Origin of the sequence: Streptomyces sp. NPDC052721 (genome assembly GCF_040678315.1) — a bacterium.
In the GTDB taxonomy this organism is placed as follows: domain Bacteria; phylum Actinomycetota; class Actinomycetes; order Streptomycetales; family Streptomycetaceae; genus Streptomyces.
This window is the reverse complement of the sequence record NZ_JBFATL010000030.1, coordinates 1-26,501: the sequence shown is the minus strand read 5'-3', so window position 1 is coordinate 26,501 and position 26,501 is coordinate 1. Positions and strand designations below refer to the sequence as shown.

The following is a 26,501-nucleotide window of genomic DNA, read 5'->3' as shown; positions in this document are numbered from 1 at the left end:
GCGTCGGAGTCGGCGTCGGTGCGGGCGGAGGCGTCGGCTTCGGCGGCGGGGTCGGTGTGGGGGTGGGGGTGGGCGTCGGCGTCGGTGGACACGGTGGCGGGGGCGGGGGCGGCTTCGGACAGGGCGGGTCCGGCCAGTGGTGGCCGCCGGCATGGGCCACCGCCACCGTGCCGTCCGGGCCCGTGGAGGCGTACGCGCAGGCGTCGGCCGACGCGCTGCCGGCCGGACAGCCCACCAGGGCCCAGGTCAGCGTCAACAGGGCCAACACCCGTGTGGTGGGCGCGCATCGGGTCACTTCGGGTCCAGGCACGACCGAGATCATGAGACGCGGAAGGCCGCCCTACCCCGCAGTGGGCCGAGATTGCTTCGAAAGGAGGAGATGAGGTGATCAGAGGTTTCACGAGCGGAAGAGTCCTCTATCGCACCATATGTCCCTGGGTGTGCCCGCCCCGGCCCCGGTGCCGCACAGGATCCGGAAAGAAATTCCGGCCGCCGTTGAACACCCGGGCCCCTCCGGTGCGTACCCATGGCCGTGCGGCGGCACATCAGGGCGCTGCAATATCCAGGCGATAATGGGGAGTTGACGATGAAGACCTCCTGGCGGACCGCCTCACTGGTGGCGACAGCCGCTTCGGTGCTGGCGCTGACGACGGCGTGCGGTCAGGACAATGCCACCACTCCCGCCTCGGCGGCCCAGAACGTCGGGGCCACGGCCGCGGCCGGCGACTACGGCAACCCGGGCAGCGGCACCACGCCGGGCGCGGGCAACGGATACGGCGCCGACGGCAACCAGAGTTCCGGCTCCCCGGCCCCGGTCACACCCGCGGGCAAGCTCGCCGTGGCCAGCAACCCCGAGTTGGGCAACGTGCTGACCGACGGCTCCGGCCTCACCCTCTACCGGTTCGACAAGGACACCGCCAACCCGCCCAAGTCCAACTGCGACGGCGACTGCGCCACCACCTGGCCGCCAGTACCCGCCGACGACGCCACCGCCGGTGCCGGCATCGACAAGGCACTGCTCGGCGAGGTCACCCGCGCCGACGGATCCAAGCAGCTGACCGTCGGCGGCTGGCCCGCCTACCGTTACGCCAAGGACGTCAACGCCGGTGACGTCAACGGCCAGGGCGTGGGCGGCAAGTGGTTCGCGCTCGCCCCCACCGGCAAGAAGGCCAAGCTGTCCGACCTGCCCGGCCTGTCCGTCCGCAAGGACCCCAAGCTGGGTGACATCGTCGTCGACAAGAACGGCATGACGGTCTACCGCTTCATGAAGGACCAGGCCTGGCCGAAGTCCGTCTCCAACTGCACCGGCGCCTGCCTGGAGAAGTGGCCGGCGGTCGGCCCGGTCAACACCGACGACACCGAGGGCGTCAAGAAGAAGGGCCTGATGCCCTTCACCCGCCCCGACGGGGTGAAGCAGATGACCGTCAACTGCTGGCCGATCTACACCTTCTCCGGGGACAAGGCCCCGGGCGACACCAACGGTCAGGGCGTGGGCGGCACGTGGTACGCCGTCTCGCCCGACGGAAAGCCGGTCGGCGCGTCGGGCGACTGATCACCTCCCCAGGTCGATCGCCCCGCCCGCCCCGGCGCGCGGCCGAAGATCCGCCCCCTCCGCACCGCACGGAGGGGGCGGATCGTTGTGTGCGGTGAGCGCGCGAGCTGCCCGTACAGCCGTCACACAGCGGGGCCATACGGGCACTTGCCGCAGGCAGTGACCGGGAACGGATGGTCAATTTCCGGTTCTGGTCGCTCCGTTGGCGGGCGATCAGTAGCCTCAGCTCGAACACCGGATCGCCTGCACCCGTCCACGCCTTGGAGAGATACATGGAGCGTCCCGCCTGGGCCCCACGGAGCATCGACATCTCGGTGCCCAGCGTCTCGCGCATCTACGACTACTACCTGGGCGGTTCGCACAACTTCGAGGTCGACCGGGAAGCGGCCCGCAAGGCCATGGAGTTCATGCCGGGCCTGCCGAAGATCATGCAGGCCAACCGGGCGTTCATGCGCCGGGCCGTGCGGTTCGCGGCCGGCGAGGGCATCACCCAGTTCCTCGACATCGGCTCCGGCATCCCCACCTTCGGCAACGTCCACGAGGTAGCGCAGGCGGCCGTACCGGGCGCCCGCGTGGTCTACGTCGACCACGACCCGGTGGCCGTCGCGCACAGCCAGGCGGTCCTGGCGGGCAACGACGACGCCGACGTGGTCGCGGCGGACCTGCGCAAGCCCCAGGAGATCCTCTCCAGCCCCCCGTTGCACCGCCTGATCGACCTGAATCGGCCAGTGGCCCTCCTCCTCGTTGCCATACTGCACTTCGTGGAAGACGCGGACGACCCGTACGGTGCGGTGGCCGAGCTGCGCGAGGCGCTCGCGCCCGGCAGCCTGCTGATCCTCACCCATGCCTCGTACGAGGGAATCCCGCTGCCCGCCGAGCGGGCCGAGGGCGCGGTGGACGTGTACAAGGACATTCGCAACCCGCTGATCATGCGCTCGCGCGAAGAGATCGCGCGGTTCTTCGAGGGGTACGACATGGTGGAACCCGGACTGGTGCCGATGCCGCGCTGGCGCCCGGACTCGGCGCCGGAGGACGAGGATCCGTATGCCTTCTCCGGATTCGCCGGCGTGGGGCGTACGGCGTGAGCGCGGAGCCGGACGAGCCGGAGGGCAGACTGCGCCGGCTGACGACGATCTGGAGCCGGGCGCTCTTCCCGGTGACCTCCACGTCGCTGACCCGCACCGAGTTCGAGGAACGACTCCTGCCGCTCGCGCGCCGGTTGAGCGAACTGCTGCGCGCCCGCAGCTTCGACGCGGACGCGGCGAAGGCCGTCGGCGCCGCCCTGGTCGGGGTGCACTGCACCGACCCCGAGGCACTGGCCCGCACCCTCGACTGCGTCGACGCCTACCTGGTCCTGTACTGCGGCGAGGACGGCCCCCAGGACGAACTGCGCATGCGCTCCTCCCGGTTGCAGCACGCCATGGCCGCCGGCTACGCCCAGGCGCTGCGCGAGCGCACCCTCGCCGAGCAGGAGGCCATCGCCCAGGCCGCGTTGCTGGCCCAGGGCGTGGTGGCCCAGGCGCTGCACGCGAGCGAGGCCCGCTTCCGCGCGGTGTTCGAGGGCGCGGCCATAGGAATCGGCATCGCCGACCTCGACGGCAACGTCCTCCAGGTCAACGAGGCGCTGCTGCGCATGTTCGGCCTCTCCGAGCAGACCCTGCGCGGCCGGCGCGTCCAGGACTGGGTCCACCCCGAGGACGCCCCGCAGACCTGGCGGCTGTACGACGAACTCGTGCGCGGCGAGCGCGAGCACTACCACGTGGAGAAGGCCTTCAACCGCCCCGACGGGACGGTCCTGTGGACCAACCTGACGGTGTCCCTGCTGCGCGACGCCGACGGCGACCCGCAGTACCAGCTCGCCCTGATGGAGGACACCACCGAGCGCCGGCTGCTCAACCTCCGGCTGCGCTACGAGGCCACGCACGACGCCCTCACCGGCCTGCCCAACCGCTCCCTGTTCTTCGAGCGGCTGGAGAAGGCCCTCAGCGCGGGCGAGGGCCAGCGCTTCGGCCTGTGCTACCTGGACCTCGACGGCTTCAAGACCATCAACGACAGCCTCGGCCACGCCGCCGGCGACCGGCTCCTGGTCGAGGTCGCCGACCGGCTCCAGTCCTGCGCGACCGCGCCCGGCGAGATGGTCGCCCGGCTCGGCGGCGACGAGTTCGTGGCCCTGACCACCGGCCCCGGCACCGAACGCAAGGTGGACGAACTCGCCGAGCGCATCATGAACGCGCTGGTCACCCCGATCAGCATCGACGGCCGCGACCTCATGGTGCGCGGCAGCCTCGGCATCGTGGAGGGTCCGGCCGGGGAGCGCACGGCGGCCGAGGTGCTGCGCAGCGCCGACATCACCATGTACCGGGCCAAGTCGGCGGGCGGCAACCGCTCCGAACTCGCCGACCCCGAGGCCGACGCCCGCGCCATCACCCGGCACGGCCTGACCACGGCCCTGCCGACCGCGCTGGAACGCGGCGAGTTCTTCATCGAGTACCAGCCCCTGGTCCACCTCGGCGACGGCAGCGTGCGTGGCGCCGAGGCCCTGGTGCGCTGGCTGCACCCGCAGCACGGCGTCCTCGGCCCCGACCGTTTCATCCCGCTCGCCGAGCACACCGGCCTGATCGTCCCGCTCGGCCGCTGGGTCCTGGAGGAGTCGATCCGTCAGGCCCGCGCCTGGCGGGAACGCCACGGTGAGCAGAAGGCGGCCGGCCCGCTGCGGATCAACGTCAACCTGTCCCCGTGCCAGCTCAGCCACCCCGGCCTGGTCCAGGACACGGTCGACATCCTCGAACGGTCGGGCGTCACCCCGGACGCCCTGTGCCTGGAGGTCACCGAGTCCGCGCTCATCGGCGCCGACGACGACCTGCTCAAACCGCTGCGCCGGCTCGCGGAGATGGGTGTCGACATCGCCCTGGACGACTTCGGCACCGGCTACTCCAACCTCGCCAACCTGCGCCGCCTGCCGGTGAGCATCCTCAAGCTGGACCGCTCCTTCACCCAGGGCATGCAGCAGTTCCCCGCCGACCCCGTCGACCTGAAGATCGTGGAGGGCATCGTCTCGCTCGCCCACAGCCTCGACCTCGCGGTCACGGTCGAGGGCGTGGAGACCGGCGCCCAGGCCGAGCAGTTGCGGATACTGGGCTGCGACACGGCACAGGGCTGGTACTACGCCCGCCCGGGCCCGCCGGAGAGACTCCACGACCTGGCCCTGGTGGACGCGACGGGCTGACCGGCCTCAGCCGCGCCGTCGTCCCCCTCCCGGACGGCCGCGGCGACGGCGGCGGCCGTCCGGACGAGTGCCGCGGTGGCCGTGGAGCGGGACTGCTGCGGCCAGGCGACCGCCAGCAGCGAGGGCGGCGCGTCCGGGACCGGCCGGTAGACGACGCCCGGACGCGGATAGCGGTCGGCGACGGACGCCGGCAGCAGGGCGACCAGCTCGCCCAGGGCGACACGGGTGAGCAACTGGGCGAGATCGCGGCCCTCGTGCCGCATGTCCTCCAGGAACCGGTGCAGATCCCCGGGGCGCAGCCCGAGGTCGGCGAGCAGGACGTGGTCGCGGGCGGCGAGCGGGTGGGCCGCCCCGAGCACCGCCACACGCGGCTCGGCGATCAGGGTCTCGCTGTCCAGGCCGGTGCGGTCGAAGGGCTCGTGGATCAGGGCGGCGTCGGCCTCCCCGCGCCGCAGCAGCCGCGGCTGTTCCAGCCAGCCGCACAGCCGGACCGTCACCGGGAGGGCGGCGGGGTCGGTGGCGTAGCGCTCCAGGACCGGCTCCAGCAGTCCCGCGTCGCCATCGGCCTTGACCGCCAGGACCAGCGTGCGGTCCGGGCCCGCCGCGCGCTGGGCCCGCCGCCCGGCGGCCTCCAGGGCGTCCAGCGCGAACCGTGCCTGCGCGAGGAGGACTTCGCCCGCCCGGGTCAGGGCCACGCTGTGGGTGGTCCGTTCGAAGAGGGTGACCCCGAGCTCCGTCTCCAGCCGGCGGATCGCCCGGGACAGCGGCGGGGCGGAGATGCCCAGCCGTTCGGCCGCGCGGGCGAAGTTGAGTTCCTCGGCGACGGCGACGAAGTAGCGCAGCGGGCGGGACTCCACGGCTTCGCCCTCCCTTCGGCAGTGCCCTGAGGCTGTATTGCCCGGAGGCTGGTATTGCCCTGAGGGTAACAACCGGGAGCGAAGCGGTCCTTCAGTTACCGGACCCCGGACGGCAGGCTCGATCACGCCCCCTCCCGTCCTTCCAGGAGCTTTCCATGATCCTTGTCACCACCCCGACCGGCCGGATCGGCAGCCAGGTCCTCGACTCCCTCCTCGACGCCGGGGACGCGGCGGCAGAAGTCCGCGTGATCGTGCGCGATCCCGCGCGCTTGTCCCCGCGCGTGCGCGCCCGCGTCGAGGCCGTCACCGGCACGCACGCCGACCCCGGCGTCACCGCCAAGGCCTGCGCGGGCGTCGACCGGGTCTTCTGGCTGGTGCCGCCGACGCCCACCGCCGACAGCGTCGAGGGCCACTTCCGCGCCTTCACCCGGCCCCTCGCCGACGCGATCCGAACCGAGGGCGTCGAGCGGGTCGTCGCCGTCTCCACCCTGGGCCGTGGTGTCGCCCGCAACGCCGGACAGATCTCGGCCTCGCTGGCCATGGACGACGAGATCCGGGCCACCGGGGTCCACCACCGTGCGCTGTGCCCGCCGTACCTCATGGAGAACCTGCTCCACCAGGCCGCGGCGATCCGCGACAGCGGTGTGATCACCATGGCCGCGTACGGCGACCGGGTCCTGCGCACCTGCGCCACCCGTGACATCGGCGCCACAGCGGCCCGGCTGCTGCTCGACGGGTCCTGGACCGGCCAGGACGACGTCCCGATGGTCGGCCCCGACGCGCTGACGCCCGAGGACATGGCGCGCGTCGTCTCCGACGTGCTGGACCTGCCGGTGCGCTTCCAGCGGCTCAGCGGGGCGGAGTACCAGGCATCGATGCTGCGGCACGGCGCGAGCGAGAACTGGGCCCGGGCCGTGGCCGACCTCGCGGCCGCCACCGCCGAGCAGGGCTTCTACGGCAGCGCGGCGCCCACCACACCCGAGACCGCGCCCACGTCCTTCCGCCAGTGGTGCGAGGAGGTACTCAAGCCGGCCGTCCTGATCTGACGCGCACTGCCTACGGCTCCACCGGCGCGGCTTGCGTTTCCGTCGGCGCGGCTTGCGGTTCCACCGGCACCGCGTACGGTTCTCCTGCCACGCGCCTCCGCCGGCACGGCTTGCGGTTCCGCCGGCACGCCCACGGTTCCGCCGGCGCGGCTTGCGGTTCCCCCGCCACGCGCCTCCGCCGGCGCGGCTTGCGGCTCCATCGGCACCGCGTACGGTTCTCCTGCCACGCGCCTCCGCCGGCGCGGCTTGCGGTTCCGCCGGCACCGTCTGTGGCTCCACCCGCACCGCGATACGGCTCCACCGGGGTCACCGCCCGCACCGCCTACCGCTCCAGCAGCATCCGCTGCAGCTCCCGGGCCGCCCTCGGCGGAGCCACGTCGCTGCGGTGGGCGAGGGCGATGGTGCGGTGCAGACCGGGGCGGGCCAGCGGGGTGACCCGCAGTCCGGGGCCCGCCCGGGTGGCCACCATCTGCGGTACGACGGCCAGGCCGAGCCCCGCCCGGACGAACCCGAGCACCGCGTCCATCTCGCCGCCCTCCACGGCGAAGTCCGGCTCGAACCCGGCGGAGCGGCACGCGGCGACGGTCAGTTCCCGCAGGTCGTACCCGTGCCGGAACATCACCAGCCGTTCCCCCTCCAGGTCGGCGATCTCCACGACCCGCCCGCCCCGGCCGGGTTCCGGCGCCTCCGGAGACGACACCACCACGAGGTCCTCGCGCAGCAGCTCCACGGTCGTCAGCGCGGGCGCCGGCGTCGGCAGGGGCAGCACGACCAGCGCGAGGTCGAGCGCGCCGCGCGCCAGCTCCCGCACCAGGTCGTGCGAGCCGCCCTCCTCGATCAGCAGCTGGATACCGGGATACCGGTCGTGGAAGGCCCGCAGCACGTCCGGCAACAGCCCTGTGCACAGGCTCGGCGTCGCCCCCAGCCGTACCCGCCCCCGCCGCAGCTGCACCAGTTCCTGCACCTCGTGCCGGGCCGTGTCGGCGTCGGCCAGGATGCGCCGGGCCAGCGGCAGCAGCGCCTCGCCGGCGTCGGTGAGCGTGATGTTGCCCCGGGCGCGCAGGAAGAGGTCCGCGCCCAGCTCCCGCTCCAGCGCCTTGATCTGCTGGGACAGCGAGGGCTGGGCGACATGGACCAGCTCGGCGGCCCGGGTGAAGTGCCGGGTCTCGGCGACGGCCACGAAGTACTGGAGCTGCTGGAACTGCACCCTCCCAGAATAGCCCCAGCCTATGGAAACGAGCTGGACCATGTCTTGGACCGATCAGGTCTCTCGCCCCTAGCGTGCTGTCCATGGCTCTGGCAACGCGGACGGACCGACGGCCGTCCATGGCACGCACGATGTGGGACTCCTCCGTCGGCAAGAAGACGGTGATGGCCGCCAGTGGCGTGATCATGCTGCTGTACCTGGTCGCGCACCTGATCGGCAATCTGAAGATCTACTTCGGCGCCGGCGAGTTCAACCACTACGCGCACTGGCTGCGCACCGTGGGCGAGCCCTTCATGCACTACGAGTGGACGCTCTGGCTCGTCCGGATCGTCCTCGTGGTCGCCGTGGTGGCCCACGCCACGTCCGCCTACCAGCTCAGCCGCCGCGACATCAAGGCACGGCCCAGCAAGTACGTGCACAAGAAGCCGCGGGCGAGCTACGCGACCCGCACCATGCGCTGGGGCGGTGTCATCCTCGGACTGTTCATCGTCTGGCACATCCTCGACCTGACCACCGGCACCGTGCACTCCGGCGGCTTCCAGGAGGGCCACCCGTACCAGAACGTCGTGGACACCTTCTCCACCTGGTACGGCAACGTCATCTACATCGTCGCGATGCTCGCGCTCGGCCTGCACATCCGGCACGGCTTCTGGAGCGCCGCCCAGACCCTCGGTGTCGGCAGCCGCAGGCGCGACCGCGCCCTGAAGACCCTCGCGAACGTCCTCGCGCTGCTGCTCACGGCCGGCTTCATCGCCATACCCGTGGGCGTCATGACCGGAGTGGTGAGCTGACATGACTACCTACGCCGACTACGCGACCGGCGCGCCGGTCACCGACACCAAGGCCCCCGCCGGGCCCGTCCACGAACGCTGGGACAAGCGCCGCTTCGAGGCGAAGCTGGTCAACCCGGCCAACCGCCGCAAGCACACGATCATCGTCGTGGGCACCGGCCTGGCCGGCGGCTCCGCCGGCGCCACGCTCGCCGAACAGGGCTACCACGTGGTCCAGTTCTGCTACCAGGACTCCCCGCGCCGCGCCCACTCCATCGCCGCGCAAGGCGGTATCAACGCGGCGAAGAACTACCGCAACGACGGCGACTCCGTCCACCGGCTGTTCTACGACACCGTCAAGGGCGGCGACTTCCGGGCCCGCGAGTCCAATGTGCACCGCCTGGCGCAGATCTCCGTCGAGATCATCGACCAGTGCGTGGCCCAGGGCGTGCCGTTCGCCCGTGAGTACGGCGGCCTGCTCGACACCCGCTCCTTCGGCGGCGTCCAGGTCTCGCGCACCTTCTACGCCCGCGGCCAGACCGGCCAGCAGCTGCTGCTGGGCGCCTACCAGGCCCTCAGCAGGCAGATCGCCGCGGGCAACGTGGAGATGCATCCGCGCACCGAGATGCTCGACCTGATCGTCGTCGACGGGCGGGCACGCGGCATCGTGGCGCGCGATCTCATCACCGGCAGGATCGACACCTACTTCGCGGACGCCGTCGTCCTGGCCTCCGGCGGCTACGGCAACGTCTTCTACCTGTCGACCAACGCCATGAACTCCAACGCGACCGCCGTCTGGCGGGCGCACCGGCGCGGCGCCTACTTCGCCAACCCGTGCTTCACCCAGATCCACCCGACCTGCATCCCGCGCACCGGCGACCACCAGTCCAAGCTGACGCTGATGAGCGAGTCGCTGCGCAACGACGGCCGTATCTGGGTGCCCAAGGCGAAGGGCGACAACCGGCCGCCGAACGAGATCCCCGAGGACGAGCGCGACTACTACCTGGAGCGCATCTACCCGTCCTTCGGCAACCTCGTGCCCCGCGACATCGCCTCCCGCGCCGCGAAGAACGTCTGCGACGAGGGCAGGGGAGTGGGCCCCGGCGGACAGGGCGTCTACCTGGACTTCGCCGACGCCATCCGGCGCATGGGCCGGGGGGCGGTCGAGGCCAAGTACGGCAACCTCTTCGACATGTACCAGCGGATCACCGACGAGGATCCGTACGAGGTGCCGATGCGGATCTACCCGGCCGTGCACTACACGATGGGCGGTCTGTGGGTCGACTACGACCTCCAGACCACGATCCCCGGGCTGTTCGCGATCGGCGAGGCCAACTTCTCCGACCACGGCGCCAACCGGCTCGGTGCCTCGGCGCTGATGCAGGGCCTGGCCGACGGCTACTTCGTGCTGCCGGCCACCATCAACGACTACCTGGCCCGCAACCCGCACCAGGAACCGGTCACCGACGGCCATCCCGCCGTCCAGGAGGTCCTGGCCGAGACCGAGGACCGGATCAGCCTGCTGCTGGCCGTGGACGGCGACCGCACCCCGGACTCCTTCCACCGTGAACTCGGCGAGCTGATGTGGGAGTTCTGCGGCATGGCCCGCACCGACGCGGGGCTGCGCAAGGCACTGGAGCGCATCCCGCAGATCCGCGAGGAGTTCTGGCGCCGGATCAAGGTGCCCGGCACCGGCGAGGAGTTCAACCAGTCGCTGGAGAAGGCCAACCGGATCGTCGACTACCTGGAGCTCGCCGAGCTGATGTGCCTCGACGCGCTGCACCGCACCGAGTCCTGCGGCGGCCACTTCCGCGAGGAGTCCCAGACCCCGGACGGCGAGGCCGCCCGCAGGGACGACGCGTTCTCGTACGCCGCCGCGTGGGAGTTCACCGGCACCGGCGAGGCCCCCGTCCTGCACAAGGAAGACCTGGTCTTCGAGTACGTCCATCCCACCCAGCGGAGCTACGCATGAAGCTCACCCTGCGCGTCTGGCGGCAGAAGAACGCCGACGCCGAAGGAGCGATGTCCACCTACGAGGTGGACGACATCTCGCCCGACATGTCCTTCCTGGAGATGCTGGACGTCCTCAACGAACAGCTCATCCTCTCCGGGGAGGAGCCGGTCGCCTTCGACCACGACTGCCGCGAGGGAATCTGCGGCGCGTGCTCGCTCGTCATCAACGGCGACGCGCACGGACCGGAGCGGACCACCACCTGCCAGCTGCACATGCGGTCCTTCCAGGACGGCGACACGATCGACGTCGAGCCGTGGCGGGCCTCGGCGTTCCCGGTGGTCAAGGACCTGGTCGTGGACCGGTCCGCGTTCGACCGGATCATCCAGGCCGGCGGCTACATCACCGCGCCGACCGGCTCCGCTCCGGAGGCCCACGCCACGCCGGTGCCGAAGGCCGACGCCGACTTCGCGTTCGAGCACGCCGAGTGCATAGGGTGCGGGGCGTGTGTCGCCGCGTGCCCGAACGGGGCGGCGATGCTGTTCACCTCCGCCAAGGTCAACCATCTCAACGTACTGCCCCAGGGCGCGCCCGAGCGGGAGACGCGGGTGCTGGACATGGTGGCGCAGATGGACGCGGAGGGCTTCGGCGGGTGCACGCTCACCGGCGAGTGCGCCACCGCCTGTCCCAAGGGGATTCCGTTGGTCTCGATCACGAGCATGAACAAGGAGTGGCTGAGGGCCACCCGCAAGGCGGGCAAGAGGTAACGCCCAGGAACGTTCGCCGATCGGTGGACGGGCGGGGCCGGGAGTGGTGCTCCCCGGCCCCGTCTGGTTTTCCCGGTGGGAGGCGAGCGGCGGCGGGGAGTTCCCCGGCCCGGAGGCTGGGGAACCGCACCCGGACCTCTTCGACCCGGGTCGGGCCGGACGCGGCCATGGCCTGGTTCGCCCTGCACCAGGGGGAGACGGCCTCCGTCGCCATGCCCGACCACGCCGCCGTACGCACCGCCCTCTGCGGCGACTGGGTGTGGAACGAGGGCACCCCCTCGGACATCCCCGTCGTGGACGGCGTACGGCTGCTCGTCGTGGACGCGCCGCCGTACGAGCGGCGCTGGCCCGCGGGCCGGTTCCTCCCGCACATGACGGGCGACCTCGTCCTGGCGCGGGTCCTCGGCGAGGAGGAGGCCGGGCGCCTGCTCGCGGGGTGCGCGAGCAAGGACGCGTGACCGAGAACGCGTGACCGAGGACGGCCGACCCCGCCCGAGCCCGGCGTTCACCACCCCCACATCCCCTCTCCCGGCACCGGTCACGCGTACGCCAACCGGCCTCGGAAGAACAGGAGCGGCGGGCCGTACGCACCGGGCCCGCCGCCCCTGTCGCCGACCCGGCCCGTGCCCAGGAGAGAGCCATGACCGGCGTTTCCGCCCTCGACCGTCCCCCGCAGCCCGCGGCACCCACCCGCTACACCGTCACCCTCGCCCGCGACGAGGCCGACGTGCGTGCCGCCCAGCGGCTGCGGCACGACGTCTTCGCCGGCGAGATGGGGGCCCTGCTGGTCACCGCGGAGCCGGGGTACGACGTCGACGCCTTCGACGCCTACTGCGACCACCTGCTCGTGCGCGAGGAGGTGACCGGGCAGGTCGTCGGCACCTACCGGCTGCTGCCGCCGGAGCGGGCCGCGGTCGCCGGCCGGCTCTACTCCGAGGGCGAGTTCGACCTGACCGCGCTGGACCCGATCCGGCCCGGCCTGGTCGAGGTAGGCCGCTCCTGCGTCCACCCCGACCACCGCGACGGCACCGTCATCGGCCTGATCTGGGCCGGCATCGCCCGCTACATGACCGACCGGGGCCACGAGTGGCTGGCGGGCTGCTGCTCGGTGCCCCTCGCCGACGGCGGCGCCCTCGCCACCGGCACCTGGGAGCGGGTCCGGGGCAGGCACCTGGCACCCGAGGAGTTCCGGGTCCGGCCGCTGCTGCCGTGGACCCCCAGCGCCACGGCACCCGCCGCCCGCACCGAACTCCCCGCCCTGCTGCGCGGCTACCTCCGGCTGGGCGCCTGGGTCTGCGGCGAGCCCGCGCACGACCCCGCCTTCGGGGTCGCCGACCTGTACGTCCTGCTGTCGATGCGCCGGGTCGACCCGCGCTATCTGCGGCACTTCCTCTCCCTCGTCCCGGCCTGATGAGCGTCTGGCTGCCCACCGCGCCCTGCACCCCGGGCGCCTGCCTGGAGCCGGGCCGGGCCGCGGCGGCCGTACCCCGTGCCGTGCTGCGGCTGACCGCGGTCGCCGCCCTGCTGCTGGCCGGGATCGCCCTGTCCCCGCTCGGCGGGAGGATTCCCGCCGAGTGGGTCAGGCGGTGGTGCCGGTGGATCGTGCGGGCCCTCGGGGTCCGGGTCCGGATCCGCGGCGCCGCCCCGCCGGCCGGGGGGCTGCTGCTGGTCGCCAACCACGTCTCGTGGCTGGACATCCCGCTGCTCACCGTCGTGCGCCCGGCCCGGATGCTCGCCAAGACCGAGGTCCGGCAGTGGCCCCTGGCGGGCGCGCTGGCCGCGCGCGGCGGGGCCCTGTTCATCGAGCGGGACCGGCTGCGCGCCCTGCCCGGCACGGTCGCCGAGATCGCCGGCGCCCTGCGCGCGGGCGCGGCCGTGACCGCGTTCCCCGAGGGCAGCACCTGGTGCGGGCGCGCCCACGGCCGTTTCCGCCGGGCCGTCTTCCAGGCCGCGCTCGACGCGGGCGTGCCCGTCCAGCCGGTCGTCCTGCGCTACCGGCGGCAGGACGGCGGACCCGGCACCGCGGCGGCCTTCGTCGGCGAGGACACCCTGCTGGCCTCCCTGTGGCGGGTGGCCCGGACCCGGGGCCTGGTCGCCGAGGTGGAGGTCCACCCGCTGATCGGGCCGGGCACCCACCCCGACCGCCGCACCCTCGCCCACGCGGCCCAGCCGACCGCCCCCGAGCCGGCCTGGACCCACGCGGCGCTGGTCGCGAGCGCGCTGGAGGGGCCGCTCGACCAGCCCGGCCGGCCCCAGACAGGCGTGCACGGTGGCCGGGCGGAGGTCCTTCAGCGCCCAGCGCGGTGACTGCGGCGCGGTGTCGAACGGCACCTGCACGATCCGATCGAGGTGGGTGCCCAAGGTCCGGTGCAGGCCGCTGGGCGAACCCGGGCGGTGCGGGCTGCCGGTGCGGCCGGTCGCCGGTGCCGCAGCACATGATCAGCCGGTCCGTGCGGTCCGGGACCACGTCCGCGCCGTCCGGTCCAGCCGCACCGGCGCCCAGTCCGTGGGCACGAGCGGGTGGCTCCGTCCGGGGCGAGAACGGGCCCGGCCTGTACGGCGGCAGGCAGGGAGCCGGCGTGATCGTCGCGGGTGGACCGGCCGCCGTGGTGGAAGGCGCCGGCCGGCGTCACCCGTCTGCTCCGCGACAGCGGGGCGCTCGGTCCGGCCAGGCGGTGGAACGCCGCGCGGGCCGCCTCGAAGCGGGCCTGGGCAGCGACCCGTCGGGCACGGGAGCCGGGTGTTCGTGCTGCGCCGCACGATCGTGCTCGGCGAGCTGTCCGTCCACGCGGGCCACCCGGAGGCTCAGGGCATGACCCGCGCCAGATAGGGCGCCGTCGCGCTGCCCTCCGTGCGGGCCACCCGGTCCGGCGGGCCGGCTGCCACGATCCGGCCGCCCCGGTCGCCGCCGCCCGGGCCGAGGTCGATCACCCAGTCCGCGCCCGCGACCACCGTCATGTCGTGCTCGACCACGACGACCGTGTGCCCGGCGTCGACCAGCCCGTGCAGCCGGTCCGTCAGCACCTCCACATCGGCCGGGTGCAGTCCGGTCGTCGGCTCGTCCAGCAGGTACAGGGTGTGGCCCCGGCGCCCCCGCTGGAGTTCGCTCGCCAGCTTGATCCGCTGCGCCTCCCCGCCGGACAGCTCGGTCGCCGGCTGGCCGAGCCGCAGATAGCCGAGGCCCACGTCGAGCAGGGTGCCGAGGCTGCGGGCGGCGGCGGGGGAGTCCGCGAAGAACTCCGCGGCGGCCTCCACGGTCAGGTCGAGCACGTCGGCGATGGTCCGTCCCCGGTACGTCACCTGGAGCGTCTCGGGGTTGTAGCGGGCGCCGCCGCAGTCCGGGCAGGGCGCGTAGGTGCTCGGCAGGAACAGCAGTTCCACGCTGACGAACCCCTCGCCCTGGCAGGTCTCGCAGCGTCCGCCGGCCACGTTGAACGAGAACCGCCCGACGCCGTACCCGCGCGCCCGTGCCTCCTCGGTGCCGGCGAACACCTTCCGTACGACGTCGAACAGGCCGGTGTAGGTGGCCAGGTTGGACCGCGGGGTGCGCCCGATGGGCTTCTGGTCGACGCGGACCAGCCGCTCGATCCCCTCCAGGTCCTCCGTCAACTCGCCGATGAGGGTGGACTTTCCCGAGCCGGAGACACCGGTCACCGCGGTGAACGCGCCGAGCGGGAACCCGGCCGTCACCTCCCGCAGGTTGTGCCGGGTCACCGGGCCCACCGTCAACCAGCCGCGTGGTGTGCGGACTTCCCGCGGCGGCCCGGGCGCCTCGTCGAAGAGGAACACGGCCGTCGCCGATTCCTCGACCGAGGCCAGCTCGGCGACCGGCCCGCTGTACAGCACCCGCCCGCCGTGCTCGCCCGCGCCGGGGCCCACGTCGACCACCCAGTCGGCGCCGCGCACCACCTCCAGGTGGTGCTCCACCACGAACACCGAGTTCCCGGCGGCCTTCAGCCGGTCCAGCACGGTCAGCAGGGCCTCGGTGTCCGCCGGGTGCAGCCCGGCGGACGGCTCGTCCAGCACGTACACCACACCGAACAGCCCGGAGCGCAACTGCGTGGCGAGCCGCAGCCGTTGCAGCTCGCCCGCCGAGAGGGTGGGGGCGGCCCGGTCAAGGCTGAGATAGCCGAGCCCCAGCTCGACCACCGGCGCGATGCGGGACGTGAGGTCGGCCGTGAGCACCCGGGCCGTCTCCGTCCCGGTGCCGTCGAGCAGTCCCGCGAGGTCGGTCAGCGGCAGCGCGGCCAGCTCGGCGATGGTCCGCCCGCCGAAGGTCACCGCAAGGGCCTCGGGCCGCAGCCGGCTGCCCCGGCAGGCCGGGCAGGGCGCGCTGGTCAGGAAGCGCTCCGCCTTCGCCCGCAGGGTCGGCGATCTGGTGTCGGAGAAGGTCTTCAGGACGTACCGGCGGGCGCTCATGTAGGTGCCCTGGTACGGCCGTTGGATGCGGTCGGCGTCGCGGACCGGGTGGACGGTGACCACCGGCTGCTCGTCGGTGAACAGGATCCACTCGCGCTCGCGGGCGGGCAGTTCGCGCCAGGGCCGGTCCACGTCGTAGCCGAGCGTGTCCAGGATGTCCCGCAGGTTCTTGCCCTGCCAGGCGCCCGGCCAGGCCGCGACGGCGCCCTCGCGGATGGTCAGCGAGGGGTCCGGGACCAGCAGCTCCTCGGTGGTCTCGTGCACCTGCCCGAGGCCGTGGCACGTGGGGCAGGCGCCGGCCGCCGTGTTCGGTGAGAACGCGTCCGAGTCCAGCCGTTCGGCGCCGGGCGGGTAGGTGCCGGCGCGCGAGAACAGCATGCGCAGCGAGTTGGAGAGGTTGGTGACCGTGCCCACCGAGGAGCGCGAGCCGGGGGCGGAGCGGCGCTGCTGGAGCGAGACCGCGGGCGGCAGCCCGGTGATCTCACCGACTTCGGGCGCCCCCACCTGGTGGATCAGCCGGCGCGCGTACGGGGCGACCGACTCGAAGTAGCGTCGCTGGGCCTCGGCGTAGACCGTGCCGAACGCCAGGGACGACTTGCCCGAGCCGGAGACGCCGGTGAAGACGGCCAGGACGTCCCGGGGGATGTCCACGTCGACGCCCTTGAGGTTGTGCTCGCGGGCGCCGCGGACGCGGACGTACGGGTCATGGGGGCTGTGCATCGGGGGGATACTCTAACCGCCCCCATTTGCTAGACCTGCGGAGGGTTGTCCCGGTCCTGCGGCCGGGTGCCGAACTCGTCGCGCAGTCTGTCCTGGCCGGTGTCGACCTGGGACTGGTACTTGTTCCCGGTGCGCTGGTCGATGTAGTCGCCGCCCTTGTCGATGCCCTTGTCGGCCATGCCCTCACGGCCCTTGAGCATGCCCTTGATCTTGTCCTTGAGGGACATCGCAGCCCTCCTCGTCGCTAGGGGTTCGCCCTCCCAGGGTCACCGGCCCGGGCCGGGACCGCATCTCGGGCGGGTCACCGGCCCGGCGCGAAGAGCGCGGCGAGCCGCCGGTGGGAGTCCAGCAGGGCCGTACGGTCGTAGGTGCTGGTGGTGACCAGCACCTCCTCGGCGCCCGTCTCCTTCAGGACGGTCTCCAGCTCGTGGGCGACCTGGTCCGCGGTGCCCGCGATGTGCCCGGCGAGCCCGGACTCGTACAGGTCGCGTTCCTTCGCGGTCATCGCGCGGGCCTCGACCGCCTCGGCGGGGGCGAGCGGCGGGAAGGTGCCATGCGTGCGCGCGTACGCCATCGCCCACGCCTCGGGGACCAGCAGCCGGCGCGCCCCGGCCTCGGTGCCGGCGACCGCGACGGTGCCGGAGATCACGACGTACGGTTCGGACGCCCAGCGGGAGGGGCGGAACAGGGAGCGGTACTGGTCGATGCCGCGCAGCATCTTCTCGCGGCCGCGCAGGTCACCGATGACCATGGGCAGGCCCGCGCGGGCCGCGATGCGCGCGCCCTCGCCCATGGCCAGCACGAACGGCGGCACGGTCAGGCCCTCCGCGGGGCGGGCGTGCACCCCGGTCGGCGAGCTGCCCGTGAACCAGTCCAGCAGCTCGCCGAGCCGCGCCGCGAAGTCCTCGGCGTCGCCCTTGTCCCGGCCGAGCGCCCTGCGCACCCCGTCCGTGAAGCCGACGGAGCGGCCGAGCCCCATGTCGACACGGCCCGGGAACAGGGCCTCCAGCACCCCGAACTGCTCGGCGACGACCAGGGGTTGGTGGTTGGGCAGCATGACCCCGCCGGTGCCGACCCGGATGCCGCGGGTGGCCGCGGCGACCGCGGCGGCGAGCACGGTCGGCGCGGAGCCGGCGACGCCCGGCACGCCGTGGTGCTCGGACACCCAGAACCGGTGGTAGCCCAGCGTCTCCACCTCGCGGGCCAGCGCGACGGTGTCCCGCAGCGCCTCGGCGGGCGGGTGGCTCTCGCGGGTGCGGGAGCGGTCGAGGACGGAGAACCGGGTCCGGCTGATCACTGTGCTGCTCACACCAGGTTCAACGCCATGGCGGGCCCGGGATTCCCCGTGGCCGCACCGGGTGGGTGCGCGGGTACGCACCGTACGGCCGGCCGGGCGGGGCGCCGCCGGTGGCCCGGCCGGACCGGGTCCCGCCCTGGTTAGGGTGGTCGGGTGACCGACAGCAGCAAGCGCCCGCTCGCCGTGTTCGACCTCGACAACACGCTTGCCGGCACCGCCCACCGCCAGCACTTCCTGGAGAGCCGGCCGCGGAACTGGGACGCGTTCTTCGCCGCCGCGCCCCAGGACCCGCCGATCGCCGAGGGCGTGGCGCTGGCCGTGGAGAGCGCCCGCGCGTGCGAGGTCGTCTACCTCACCGGCCGCCCCGAGCGGTACCGCCGGGACACGCTGGAGTGGCTCGCGTCCCACGGGCTGCCCGAGGGGCGCGTGCACATGCGGGGCAACGCCGACCGCCGGCCGGCCCGGTTCACCAAGCTGGAGATCCTGCGCCGGCTCGCCCGGGACCGGGAGGTCCGGGTGGTCGTGGACGACGACGAACTGGTCTGTGACGACGCCGAGCGGGCCGGGTTCACCGTCGTACGGGCCCGCTGGGCCGCGAAGTCCGCCGCGCTGGAAGAGGCGCAGGAGCGGGAAGGGCGTACCTGAGGAGGGACCGCGAGGCGGCTCAGTCGCCGTCCTCCAGACGGAAGCCGACCTTCAGGCCCACCTGGTAGTGCTCGATCCGGCCGTTCTCGATCTGGCCGCGGACCTGGGTCACCTCGAACCAGTCCAGGTTGCGCAGGGTCTGGTCGGCCCGGGCGATGCCGTTGCGGATGGCCTGGTCGACGCCCTCGTGCGAGGTGCCGACGATCTCGGTGACCCGGTAGGTGTGGTTCGACATGCGGGTGCTCCTCTCGTGTCACGCCGTACTCCACCGTGCCGTATCCGGGCTTCGCGCGCACGGCGTCGCGGGCCGGCCGGGGTGTCGGCCCTTGACCTCCGCATTGGTCCATACCAAAATCCAGCACACCCGTACGAGCCGCACGCTCGTCCCCCCACGTCGGGCCCCCACCCCTGTCCCAGCACCCCCGCCAGACAGAACAGGACCCCTCGTGAGACGTCGTCTGCTCGCCCTCCTCTGCGTCACCGGCTCCCTCGTCAGCGGCTGCGGGATGCTCCCCGGCGACCACGACCGCAAGACCGTGACCGTGTGGCTGATGAAGGGCAGCGCCTCCGGGGAGTTCCTGCGGCGGTTCACCGAGGACTTCGAACGCACCCACGACGACCTGCGGCTGGACATCCGCATCCAGGAGTGGACCGGCATCGTCGAGAAGGTCCGCGGCGCGCTCAAGGCGGACTCCGGCGACGGCCCCGACGTCATCGAGGTCGGCAACACCCAGGTGCCGCTGTACGCGGACGGTGGCCGGCTCGTGGACCTGACCCTGGAGTCGATGCGGGACTGGGGCAAGGAGAAGTGGCTGCCCGGACTCGCCGAGCCCGGCAAGGACGGCAACAAGCAGTACGGCGTCCCGTGGTACGCCGCCAACCGCGTCGTCATCTACCGCAAGGACCTGTTCGAGCAGGCCGGCATCACCAGCCCGCCGAAGACCCGCGACGCATGGCTCGCCGCCACCGAGAAGCTCGACTCCGGCGGCGACCAGGGCATCTACCTCGCCGGGCAGGACTGGTACACGCTCTCCGGCTTCATCTGGGACGAGGGCGGCGACCTCGCCCGGGAGAAGGACTACGAGTGGCAGGGCACCCTGGACACCCCGGCCGCGCTGCGCGGCATGGACTTCTACCGCCGGCTCCAGGCGCTGGGCGAGGGGCCCGTGGACGCCGACGAGGAGCACCCGCCCCAGGCCGGAGTGTTCGCCGGCGGCAAGGTCGCGCAGATCGTCGCCGTACCCGGGCTCGCCCAGGCGGTCGTCCGGCAGAACCCGGACCTGAAGGGCAAGCTCGGCTTCTTCCCCGTCCCGGGCCGGACCGCCGCCCGGCCCGGCACGGTTTTCACCGGCGGCTCGGACCTGGTCGTCCCGCGCAACACCGACGACCAGTTCGCCGCGACCGCCGTCGTCGGGGCGCTCACCGGAGCCAAGTGGGACACCGAGCTCGCCCGCACCATGAACTACGTGCCCAACAAGACCACGCTGGCCGACGCGGTCGCGAGCGAGGAGGGGGTCGCCGCCATGGCCGCCGGCGCGGCCCACGGCCGGGCGACCCCCAACACCCCTCAGTGGGCCGACGTGGAGGCCGACAACCCGATCAAGGAGTACATGACCCGGGTGCTGGGCGGCGCGGACCCGGCGACGGAGGCCCGCCGCGCGTCACGCGAGATCACCGAGGCGCTCGCCCCGGACGTGGGCTGACCGGGCGCACCCGGCTCACCGCACCGCGCTCAGCGACAGCGCGAACCGGCCCTCGGCGTCCGTCCACCAGTGGGTCAGCTCCAGGCCGGCCGCGGCCAGTTCTCCGGTCACGCCCTCCTTGCGGAACTTGGCCGACACCTCGGTGCGCAGCTCCTCGCCCGCCGCGAAGTCCACGGCGAGATCCAGCGCGGGCACCTTCACGGTCTGCGCGGTACGGGAGCGCAGCCGCATCTCGATCCACTCCCGCTCGGTGTCCCAGAGGGCCACATGGTCGAACGCGTCCGGGTCGAAGTCGGCGCCCAGTTCGCGGTCGACCACGGCCAGCACGTTCTTGTTGAACGCGGCCGTCACCCCGGCCGCGTCGTCGTACGCCCGGACCAGCACCCGCTCGTCCTTCACCAGGTCCGTGCCGAGCAGCAGCCCGTCGCCCGGGGCGAGCAGCGCGCGCACGGAGGCCAGGAACCGGGCGCGTTCGGCGGGCAGCAGGTTGCCGATCGTGCCGCCGAGGAAGGCCACCAGCCGGGGCCCCGGTGTGGCGGGCAGGGTCAGCGGGGCGGTGAAGTCGGCGATCAGCGCGTGGACTTCCAGGCCGGGGCGCTCCTCGATCAGGGCCTCGCCGGCCTGGGTGAGGGCGCTCTCGCTGACGTCGACCGGGACGTACGCCGAGAGGGGGAGCGCGTCGATCAGATAGCGGGTCTTCTCCGAGGAGCCCGAGCCCAGTTCGACCAGGGTGCGGGCACCGCTCGCGGCGGCGATCTCACCGGAGCGGGCGGCGAGGATCTCCCGTTCGGCGCGTGTGGGGTAGTACTCGGGCAGTTCGGTGATCCGCTCGAACAGCTCGCTGCCGCGGGCGTCGTAGAACCACTTGGGCGGCAGCCACTTGGGGGTGGCGGTGAGGCCGTGCAGGACATCGGCGCGCAGCGCGGCGTCCGTCGCGTCCTCGGGGAGCGTGCGGGTGACGTGCAGGGGGCTCAACGGCAGGGCTCCTTCGGTGATCGGGGTGCCCCCGCTGGGGCGGAGTCGAGCGTGGGGGAGGCCGCCGGGTCCGCCAGCGGGGCGAGCAGCACGCCGGCGCGGCTCGCGGTGAGCACGGTGCGGTCGGGGACTTCGCGCCACATCGGGTCGTCGTCGTACGGCTCGGAGGCGACGACCGTGCTCCGGCCGGGCTCCGTGCGGTACCAGAGCGAGTCGCCCCAGGCGGTGGCCGTGATCGTGGCTCCGTCGGTCAGCAGCAGGTTGAGGCGGGAGGCGGGGGCCGCCCGCGCCAGCTGAAGAACCGTTTCGCCTATGGCCTGGTCGGGTTCGTCGCCGCTCCGCAGCCGGTGCAGGACCAGCGCCCAGATGAACGCCGAGTCGTTACGGGCCTGGAGCGAGAGCAGATCGACCGGCGGCAGCGCGGACACGAGGGGCGCCGCCGCGTCCGGCCAGCCGGCGACCGCGCCGTTGTGGCTGAACAGCCACCGCCCGGACGCGAACGGCGCCGCGGCGGCCTCGGCGTCCGCCCCCGCGAAGGTCGCGTCCCGGACGGCCGCCAGCACGGCACCCGAGCGCACCACCCGGGCCAGGTCGGCGAAGGACAGGTCGGCCCAGATCGGCCCGGCCCGCCGGTAGCGCGCCGGTACCGGGTCCTGCGCGGCGTACCAGCCCACCCCGAAACCATCGGCGTTGACCGTGCCGTACCGTTGCCGGCGCGGCGCCCACGACTGGCGGAACAGACTGTGCGGCGGCTCCATGAGGACCCTGCCGAGCGGTTCCTCCGGGCCCAGATAGGCGACATGCCGGCACATCAGACGGCCTCCGAGCGGGCGGTGCGGAACCCGGAGAAGATCTGCCGGCGGATCGGATAGTCCCAGTTGCGGAAGGTGCCCCGGCACGCCACCGGGTCCACGGCGAACGAACCGCCGCGCAGTACCTTGTACTCGGGGCCGAAGAACACCTCCGAGTACTCCTTGTACGGGAAGGCCTCAAAGCCCGGGTACGGCAGGAAGTCGCTCGCCGTCCACTCCCACACGTCACCGATCAGCTGCCGGACACCGAGCGGCGACGCACCGGCCGGGTAGCTGCCGGCGGGCGCGGGCCTGAGGTGCCGCTGGCCCAGATTGGCGTGTTCCGGTGCCGGGTCGGCGTCCCCCCACGGGTAGCGCCGCGAGCGGCCGGTGGCCGGGTCGAAGCGGGCCGCCTTCTCCCACTCCGTCTCGGTGGGCAGCCGCCGCCCGGCCCAGCGGGCGTAGGCGTCCGCCTCGTACCAGCACACGTGCAGCACCGGCTCGTCGGGCGGGACAGGTTCCGTGATCCCGAACCGGCGCCGCAGCCACTGGCCGCCGTCCCGCCGCCAGAACAGCGGGGCCGCGATGGCGTGCTGCCTGATGTGCGCCCAGCCCTCCGGCGACCACCAGCGCTCGGTGTCGTAGCCGCCGTCCTCGATGAACGCCTGGTACGCCGCGTTCGTCACCGGGGTCGTGTCGATCCAGAACGGCGCCACCTCGCGCGGGTGCGCCGGGCGCTCGTTGTCCAGCGCCCAGGGCTCGTTGGAGGTGCCCATGGTGAACGGGCCGCCGGGGACGAGGACTTCGGCCGGCCCGGTGAACAGCGGGGCCGGCTCCGGGTCCGGGGCGGTCAGCGCCTGCGGGCCCTTCCGGAGCTGATGGGTGATCAGCATGGTCTCGTCGTGCTGCTGTTCGTGCTGCGCGACCATGCCGAAGGCGAAGCCGGCCTCGGTCAGCCGGGTGCCGTGGAAGTCCGCCGCCTGGAGCAGGTCCAGCGCCCGCCCGCGCACCTCCGCCGCGTACCGGCGGGCCTCGGCGGGCGGCAGCAGCGGCAGGGTGGGGCGCTCGGCCCGCGGGTGCTCGAAGGCGTCGTAGAGACTGTCTATCTCCGGCCGCATCGCCTCCCGTCCGCCGACCGCCCGCAGCAGCCACAGCTCCTCCTGGTTGCCGATGTGCGCCAGGTCCCACACCAGGGGCGACATCAGTGGCGAGTGCTGGGCGGTGAGGTCCGGTTCGTCGACGCAGGAGGTCAGCAGCGTGGTGCGGTCGCGGGCGGTGGTGAGGGAGGCCAGCGCGCGCTCCCGCAGTGCCTCGGCGTCCGTCTCGGCCGTCTGGGTCTCGATGTCGGTCTCGGCGGCGGTCATGTACGGATGTCCTTCCTCCCGTGGGCGGTGCGGGTGCCTCCGGCCGGGCCGGACCCGGACGAGGGCGGGGCTGACACGGCCAGCCGGTCCAGCAGGTCGTCGGCCGGGCAGCGGCCCCGGGCGACATAGCGGTCCCGGTACGCCGCCACGGCGTCGGTGACCCGGGCGGTGGCGCCGAGCCGGGGCAGCGCGTCCAGGGCCGCCGCGAAACAGGCGTCGGCGGCCTCACGCAGCTCCGGATCGGCGAGCCCGGACCGGGCCGCGTCGACCCACAGGGGATTGTGCGGGGCGGGCAGGTTCAGGGCCCGTTCGCCCAGGGGCTTCACGGTCCGGTAGGCGGTCTCGGTGGCCTGCGGGTCGTCGAACAGCGCCGCCGTCACCGCGAGCGGCACGATCCAGCCGTCCTCGCCCGGCTGCGCGTCGATCATCCGCAGCTCCAGGTGGCCGCGCGGCCGGACCGGCGGGAACAGCGTGGTCAGGTGGTAGTCGAGGTCCGCCCGGGTGGGCGGCCGGGGTGAACCGGAGCGGGTCCACTCCCGGAAGGTGAGCCCCTCGGGCACCTCCCAGGGCCCGCTGTCCCGGCGTACGCACATCACCGGCGCGTCCAGCACATGGCGGGCCCAGGCGGCCCGTGGCTCGCCGTTGAGCGGGGGAGCGCCGGCCCGGCCGGCACCGATCTCCATCCACGTCAGCTGCCGGGTGGACCGCCAGCCCGTGGGACGGCGGCCGAGCAGCGGCGAGTTGGCGAACGCGGCCACCAGGACCGCGCCCAGCTGGTGCGCCAGCCACCAGCGGCGGACGTGCCCCAGCGGGCCGGGCTCCTCGTGGCCGGCGTCCACACAGACCTGGACGGACGCCGAGGTGCACATCATGCGCCGGCCGGCCGGACCGGTGCGGTCCAGGCAGGTCTCCATGGCGTCGTAGCGGGGCTCGTGCAGGAATCTGCGGGGCGCGTGCCAGGGATCGTGGCCGATGCCCGCGAGGCCGAGGCCGTCCTCGGCCAGCACGGCCCGGACGGCGTCCAGGTCGGCGGAGACGGTGTCGACGCACTCCATCAGGGAGGCGGCGGGCGGCGAGCTCAGCTCCAGCTGGCCGCCGGGTTCGACGGTGAGCGCCGATCCCAGGGGTACGGCCCGCACGGTGGCGTAGGCCGCTTCGAGTCGTTCGGGTGTGACCGGGAGCTGCGGCAGCTCCAGCGGGTGGACGAGCCACTCCAGCTCGACACCGAGGGTGCGGGGCGGTCCGGTCTTGAAACAGATGCCCCGGACCAGGGCCTCCACCTCGGCCTCGGTGACGGCGGTGCGGTGCTCCGTACAGTCACCGCCGTCGCTCTGCGTATGAGACATGTCGGGATCCTCCTGAGATTCCACCATGCCACCGGCCCGGAGCGTGGGCCGGGCAGGCACTCGTCCCACCCAAGACCTTCGCACCGATTCGCACAAGGGTGCCAGCCGGGACGTTCCGGATCTGTCACTTCCGTTTCCTTGCGCGTTTCCGGGCCGTCGCGGAGCCGGGAAACTCCGTTGCACCGCATCACCAGCATCACCCAGGATGCGTGCATGAGCACGACGGGGGAGACCGCGCGGGCCGCGGTCATGGCGCCCACGGGGGTGGCGCCGTGAGCGCGCGCCTGCGCGGGATCGCCGAGGAAACGGAACGCATCGTGGCCGCGGGCTGGTATCGCGCGCCGGACGGCCGGGAGGTGTCGCTCGCCGAATCGGTGCGGGCCGCGCGGGCAGGAACCCGGATGTTCGGCCCCGCCCCGGTGCCTGTGGCACCGGCAAGCGGAACCGACACGATGGTCGAGGTCACCGGCGAGAGCAGCCTGGAGGCGGCCCGCCGGCTCGCCGACGCCCCCGTCGCCGTCCTGAACTTCGCCTCCGCCCGGAATCCCGGCGGCGGTTACCTCAACGGCGCGCAGGCCCAGGAGGAGGCCCTGTGCCGCGCCTCCGCGCTGCACACCTGCCTGCTGACGGCCCGCGCCTTCTACGACCATCACCGCGCCGACCGCGATCCGTTCTACTCGGACCGCGTGATCCACTCCCCGGCCGTCCCCGTCTTCCGCGAAGACCGGGGCCGGCTGCTCACCGAGCCGTACCTCGCGGGCTTCCTGACGGCCGCCGCCCCCAACGCGGGCGTGATCCGGCGTACGGCCCCGGAGCGGGCCGCCGCGCTCCCGGCAGCCCTGGCCGTACGGGCCGAACGCGTCCTGGAGACGGCCGCGGCCCACGGCTACCGGCGGTTGGTGCTCGGCGCCTGGGGCTGCGGCGTCTTCCAGAACGACCCGGCGCAGGTCGCGGGGGCCTTCCGGACGCTCCTGGGGGCCGACGGCCGGTTCGCGCGGGCGTTCGAGCATGTGGTGTTCGGGGTACTGGACCGGACGCCCGGGGCGGTGGTGCGAGGAGCGTTCCAGCGGGCGTTCCCGGAATCGGCGACGGTGTAACGGGAGTCGGGGGTGCGGCTGCCGGCCCTGTCCAGGACGAGCGGGCCGGTCGGGTGCAGCCGTGGCGTTCGCGCGGTGGTCCCGCGTCGGTCAGGTCCAGCCGTAGCGCTCGTGCAGGCGTTGGCGGACCAGGTTGAACCGCATGCGGTCCAGCGCGCACGCCTCGCGGCGCATGCCCTCCTCGTGCAGCCGCAGCACCCGGTCCACGTCCACCCACGAGTCGCGGCCCGACCGGTCCCACGGCCCGCTCCCGATCGCCACCCACTCGCGGTCGCCGTCGTGCCGCTTGCTGGACAGCTGTACGGCGAGGAAGGTGCCGGCCGCCTCCCGGGCCACCACCAGCACCGGACGGTCCTTGCCCCGGCCGTCGTTCTCCTCGAACGGCACCCAGGTCCACACGATCTCCCCGGGGTCCGGGTCGCCGTCATGGGCGGGGGAATACTCGGTGCGCACCCGGCCGACCTCGCGCGGGTCGGCCTCGGTGGTGGCGTGCGGGCCCTGGCGGCCGGGGGCGTTCTCTTCGGTAAACGTGCTCACGGAGGCACCCTAGGCTCTGTCGTCACATGTCACGCCCACATCAGCAGGGCTGCGGCAAACTCCCACTCGGATCGGACGGTTCACGGCGGCGCATCACCCGACCATGATCCACCATCCGAGATCGTTCCAAGACACTGCCTAGGTCCTGTCGTCAAACTCCCGTCGTCCGCCCGGAGGGCGGGCCGCGCGGCGTCAGGTGCGTGCTCTCGGCGTGCCGGGCCCCGGCCCTCG

At 73.2% G+C, this 26,501-nt stretch carries 24 protein-coding genes; 13 read left to right on the top strand and 11 right to left on the bottom strand.

Annotated elements, in window-relative coordinates; all coding sequences use genetic code 11:
• Positions 1 to 586: 586 nt before the first annotated feature.
• The 3 genes from AB0L21_RS26040 to AB0L21_RS26030 all read left to right on the top strand — a co-directional run bounded on the left by AB0L21_RS26040 (position 587) and on the right by AB0L21_RS26030 (position 4,778).
• Positions 587 to 1,552 (top strand): SCO0930 family lipoprotein, encoded by a 966-nt coding sequence (locus AB0L21_RS26040; RefSeq protein WP_365786794.1) that lies wholly within the window; start codon positions 587 to 589, stop codon positions 1,550 to 1,552.
• Positions 1,553 to 1,824: 272 nt separating this feature from the next.
• Positions 1,825 to 2,637 carry an SAM-dependent methyltransferase gene (locus tag AB0L21_RS26035; RefSeq protein WP_365702239.1) on the top strand — a complete coding sequence of 271 codons (813 nt, stop codon included), beginning with the start codon at positions 1,825 to 1,827 and terminating at the stop codon, positions 2,635 to 2,637.
• Positions 2,634 to 4,778, top strand: coding sequence for an EAL domain-containing protein (locus tag AB0L21_RS26030; protein ID WP_365786700.1), 2,145 nt, complete (start codon positions 2,634 to 2,636; stop codon positions 4,776 to 4,778). The genes AB0L21_RS26035 and AB0L21_RS26030 overlap by 4 nt, the downstream gene beginning before the upstream one ends.
• Here AB0L21_RS26030 and AB0L21_RS26025 read toward each other — a convergent pair.
• On the bottom strand, positions 4,715 to 5,635 hold the full coding sequence (locus tag AB0L21_RS26025) for a LysR family transcriptional regulator (RefSeq protein WP_365786698.1): 921 nt from the start codon (positions 5,633 to 5,635) through the stop codon (positions 4,715 to 4,717). The two genes, AB0L21_RS26030 and AB0L21_RS26025, sit on opposite strands and share 64 nt — an antisense overlap.
• A 155-nt stretch (positions 5,636 to 5,790) precedes the next feature.
• Between AB0L21_RS26025 and AB0L21_RS26020 the strand changes: the two genes are divergently transcribed.
• A complete protein-coding gene (locus tag AB0L21_RS26020) occupies positions 5,791 to 6,681 on the top strand; it encodes an NAD(P)H-binding protein (RefSeq protein ID WP_365786696.1) in 891 nt (296 codons plus the stop codon).
• A gap of 322 nt (positions 6,682 to 7,003) precedes the next feature.
• Here AB0L21_RS26020 and AB0L21_RS26015 read toward each other — a convergent pair whose 3' ends face one another.
• The gene (locus AB0L21_RS26015) at positions 7,004 to 7,888 is read right to left on the bottom strand and encodes a LysR substrate-binding domain-containing protein (RefSeq protein WP_365702247.1); all 885 of its coding nucleotides are present in this window, start codon (positions 7,886 to 7,888) and stop codon (positions 7,004 to 7,006) included.
• 119 nt (positions 7,889 to 8,007) lie between these two features.
• Here AB0L21_RS26015 and AB0L21_RS26010 point away from each other — a divergent pair, with 119 nt between their 5' ends.
• The 6 genes from AB0L21_RS26010 to AB0L21_RS25985 all read left to right on the top strand — a co-directional run bounded on the left by AB0L21_RS26010 (position 8,008) and on the right by AB0L21_RS25985 (position 13,683).
• Positions 8,008 to 8,679: a succinate dehydrogenase gene (locus AB0L21_RS26010; protein ID WP_365702292.1), complete on the top strand. Its 672-nt coding sequence runs from the start codon at positions 8,008 to 8,010 to the stop codon at positions 8,677 to 8,679.
• Between the two features lies 1 nt (position 8,680).
• Positions 8,681 to 10,630 (top strand): fumarate reductase/succinate dehydrogenase flavoprotein subunit, encoded by a 1,950-nt coding sequence (locus AB0L21_RS26005; protein ID WP_365702249.1) that lies wholly within the window; start codon positions 8,681 to 8,683, stop codon positions 10,628 to 10,630.
• Positions 10,627 to 11,376: a succinate dehydrogenase/fumarate reductase iron-sulfur subunit gene (locus AB0L21_RS26000; protein ID WP_365702251.1), complete on the top strand. Its 750-nt coding sequence runs from the start codon at positions 10,627 to 10,629 to the stop codon at positions 11,374 to 11,376. The genes AB0L21_RS26005 and AB0L21_RS26000 overlap by 4 nt, the downstream gene beginning before the upstream one ends.
• Positions 11,377 to 11,543: 167 nt before the next feature.
• Complete coding sequence (locus tag AB0L21_RS25995) at positions 11,544 to 11,834, top strand: hypothetical protein (RefSeq protein WP_365786694.1); 291 nt, start codon at positions 11,544 to 11,546, stop codon at positions 11,832 to 11,834.
• 182 nt (positions 11,835 to 12,016) lie between these two features.
• On the top strand, positions 12,017 to 12,787 hold the full coding sequence (locus AB0L21_RS25990) for a GNAT family N-acyltransferase (RefSeq protein WP_365786692.1): 771 nt from the start codon (positions 12,017 to 12,019) through the stop codon (positions 12,785 to 12,787).
• Positions 12,787 to 13,683, top strand: coding sequence for a lysophospholipid acyltransferase family protein (locus tag AB0L21_RS25985; protein ID WP_365786690.1), 897 nt, complete (start codon positions 12,787 to 12,789; stop codon positions 13,681 to 13,683). The genes AB0L21_RS25990 and AB0L21_RS25985 overlap by 1 nt, the downstream gene beginning before the upstream one ends.
• 498 nt (positions 13,684 to 14,181) lie before the next feature.
• On the opposite strand, the gene AB0L21_RS25980 is transcribed toward AB0L21_RS25985, so the two are convergent.
• The 3 genes from AB0L21_RS25980 to AB0L21_RS25970 all read right to left on the bottom strand — a co-directional run bounded on the left by AB0L21_RS25980 (position 14,182) and on the right by AB0L21_RS25970 (position 17,824).
• Positions 14,182 to 16,515 carry an excinuclease ABC subunit UvrA gene (locus AB0L21_RS25980; RefSeq protein ID WP_365786688.1) on the bottom strand — a complete coding sequence of 778 codons (2,334 nt, stop codon included), beginning with the start codon at positions 16,513 to 16,515 and terminating at the stop codon, positions 14,182 to 14,184.
• 29 nt (positions 16,516 to 16,544) lie between these two features.
• Positions 16,545 to 16,742 carry an antitoxin gene (locus tag AB0L21_RS25975; protein WP_365702261.1) on the bottom strand — a complete coding sequence of 66 codons (198 nt, stop codon included), beginning with the start codon at positions 16,740 to 16,742 and terminating at the stop codon, positions 16,545 to 16,547.
• Positions 16,743 to 16,816: 74 nt separating this feature from the next.
• The gene (locus AB0L21_RS25970) at positions 16,817 to 17,824 is read right to left on the bottom strand and encodes an LLM class flavin-dependent oxidoreductase (RefSeq protein ID WP_365786686.1); all 1,008 of its coding nucleotides are present in this window, start codon (positions 17,822 to 17,824) and stop codon (positions 16,817 to 16,819) included.
• Positions 17,825 to 17,965: 141 nt separating this feature from the next.
• Here AB0L21_RS25970 and AB0L21_RS25965 point away from each other — a divergent pair, with 141 nt between their 5' ends.
• On the top strand, positions 17,966 to 18,457 hold the full coding sequence (locus AB0L21_RS25965; protein ID WP_365786684.1) for a hypothetical protein: 492 nt from the start codon (positions 17,966 to 17,968) through the stop codon (positions 18,455 to 18,457).
• Between the two features lie 19 nt (positions 18,458 to 18,476).
• On the opposite strand, the gene AB0L21_RS25960 is transcribed toward AB0L21_RS25965, so the two are convergent.
• The gene (locus tag AB0L21_RS25960) at positions 18,477 to 18,692 is read right to left on the bottom strand and encodes a dodecin (RefSeq protein ID WP_014676440.1); all 216 of its coding nucleotides are present in this window, start codon (positions 18,690 to 18,692) and stop codon (positions 18,477 to 18,479) included.
• 211 nt (positions 18,693 to 18,903) lie between these two features.
• On the opposite strand from AB0L21_RS25960, the gene AB0L21_RS25955 reads away from it, so the two are divergent.
• Complete coding sequence (locus AB0L21_RS25955) at positions 18,904 to 20,160, top strand: extracellular solute-binding protein (RefSeq protein WP_365786682.1); 1,257 nt, start codon at positions 18,904 to 18,906, stop codon at positions 20,158 to 20,160.
• A 15-nt stretch (positions 20,161 to 20,175) separates the two neighbouring features.
• Here the strand turns inward: AB0L21_RS25955 and egtD are convergent, their stop codons facing one another.
• From egtD to egtA, 4 genes are read right to left on the bottom strand one after another with little or no spacing between them, the layout of a single operon-like run.
• Positions 20,176 to 21,135, bottom strand: coding sequence for an L-histidine N(alpha)-methyltransferase (egtD, locus tag AB0L21_RS25950; RefSeq protein WP_365786679.1), 960 nt, complete (start codon positions 21,133 to 21,135; stop codon positions 20,176 to 20,178).
• The gene (gene egtC / locus AB0L21_RS25945; protein WP_365786677.1) at positions 21,132 to 21,947 is read right to left on the bottom strand and encodes an ergothioneine biosynthesis protein EgtC; all 816 of its coding nucleotides are present in this window, start codon (positions 21,945 to 21,947) and stop codon (positions 21,132 to 21,134) included. Before egtC ends, egtD begins: the two co-directional genes overlap by 4 nt.
• The gene (egtB, locus tag AB0L21_RS25940; RefSeq protein ID WP_365786675.1) at positions 21,947 to 23,290 is read right to left on the bottom strand and encodes an ergothioneine biosynthesis protein EgtB; all 1,344 of its coding nucleotides are present in this window, start codon (positions 23,288 to 23,290) and stop codon (positions 21,947 to 21,949) included. Before egtB ends, egtC begins: the two co-directional genes overlap by 1 nt.
• Positions 23,287 to 24,636 carry an ergothioneine biosynthesis glutamate--cysteine ligase EgtA gene (gene egtA / locus AB0L21_RS25935; protein WP_365786673.1) on the bottom strand — a complete coding sequence of 450 codons (1,350 nt, stop codon included), beginning with the start codon at positions 24,634 to 24,636 and terminating at the stop codon, positions 23,287 to 23,289. The genes egtB and egtA overlap by 4 nt, the downstream gene beginning before the upstream one ends.
• Before the next feature lie 272 nt (positions 24,637 to 24,908).
• Here egtA and AB0L21_RS25930 point away from each other — a divergent pair, with 272 nt between their 5' ends.
• Positions 24,909 to 25,733, top strand: coding sequence for a TIGR02452 family protein (locus AB0L21_RS25930; RefSeq protein ID WP_365786671.1), 825 nt, complete (start codon positions 24,909 to 24,911; stop codon positions 25,731 to 25,733).
• Between the two features lie 90 nt (positions 25,734 to 25,823).
• Here AB0L21_RS25930 and AB0L21_RS25925 read toward each other — a convergent pair whose 3' ends face one another.
• Positions 25,824 to 26,270, bottom strand: a complete 447-nt coding sequence (locus AB0L21_RS25925; protein WP_365786669.1) for a type II toxin-antitoxin system PemK/MazF family toxin — start codon at positions 26,268 to 26,270, stop codon at positions 25,824 to 25,826.
• Positions 26,271 to 26,501 lie beyond the last annotated feature (231 nt).

Excerpts from the sequence above, each read along its gene's own strand:
- AB0L21_RS26035 (WP_365702239.1), top strand. The coding sequence starts at position 1,825 with ATGGAGCGTCCCGCCTGGGCCCCACGGAGCATCGACATCTCGGTGCCC.
- AB0L21_RS25985 (WP_365786690.1), top strand. The coding sequence starts at position 12,787 with ATGAGCGTCTGGCTGCCCACCGCGCCCTGCACCCCGGGCGCCTGCCTG.
- AB0L21_RS25975 (WP_365702261.1), bottom strand. The coding sequence starts at position 16,742 with ATGTCCCTCAAGGACAAGATCAAGGGCATGCTCAAGGGCCGTGAGGGC.
- egtA (WP_365786673.1), bottom strand. The coding sequence starts at position 24,636 with ATGTCTCATACGCAGAGCGACGGCGGTGACTGTACGGAGCACCGCACC.
- AB0L21_RS25995 (WP_365786694.1), top strand. The coding sequence starts at position 11,544 with ATGGCCTGGTTCGCCCTGCACCAGGGGGAGACGGCCTCCGTCGCCATG.
- AB0L21_RS26020 (WP_365786696.1), top strand. The coding sequence starts at position 5,791 with ATGATCCTTGTCACCACCCCGACCGGCCGGATCGGCAGCCAGGTCCTC.
- egtC (WP_365786677.1), bottom strand. The coding sequence starts at position 21,947 with ATGTGCCGGCATGTCGCCTATCTGGGCCCGGAGGAACCGCTCGGCAGG.
- AB0L21_RS25960 (WP_014676440.1), bottom strand. The coding sequence starts at position 18,692 with ATGTCGAACCACACCTACCGGGTCACCGAGATCGTCGGCACCTCGCAC.
- AB0L21_RS26040 (WP_365786794.1), top strand. The coding sequence starts at position 587 with ATGAAGACCTCCTGGCGGACCGCCTCACTGGTGGCGACAGCCGCTTCG.
- AB0L21_RS26005 (WP_365702249.1), top strand. The coding sequence starts at position 8,681 with ATGACTACCTACGCCGACTACGCGACCGGCGCGCCGGTCACCGACACC.
- AB0L21_RS25980 (WP_365786688.1), bottom strand. The coding sequence starts at position 16,515 with ATGCACAGCCCCCATGACCCGTACGTCCGCGTCCGCGGCGCCCGCGAG.
- AB0L21_RS25990 (WP_365786692.1), top strand. The coding sequence starts at position 12,017 with ATGACCGGCGTTTCCGCCCTCGACCGTCCCCCGCAGCCCGCGGCACCC.
- AB0L21_RS26010 (WP_365702292.1), top strand. The coding sequence starts at position 8,008 with ATGGCACGCACGATGTGGGACTCCTCCGTCGGCAAGAAGACGGTGATG.
- egtB (WP_365786675.1), bottom strand. The coding sequence starts at position 23,290 with ATGACCGCCGCCGAGACCGACATCGAGACCCAGACGGCCGAGACGGAC.
- AB0L21_RS26000 (WP_365702251.1), top strand. The coding sequence starts at position 10,627 with ATGAAGCTCACCCTGCGCGTCTGGCGGCAGAAGAACGCCGACGCCGAA.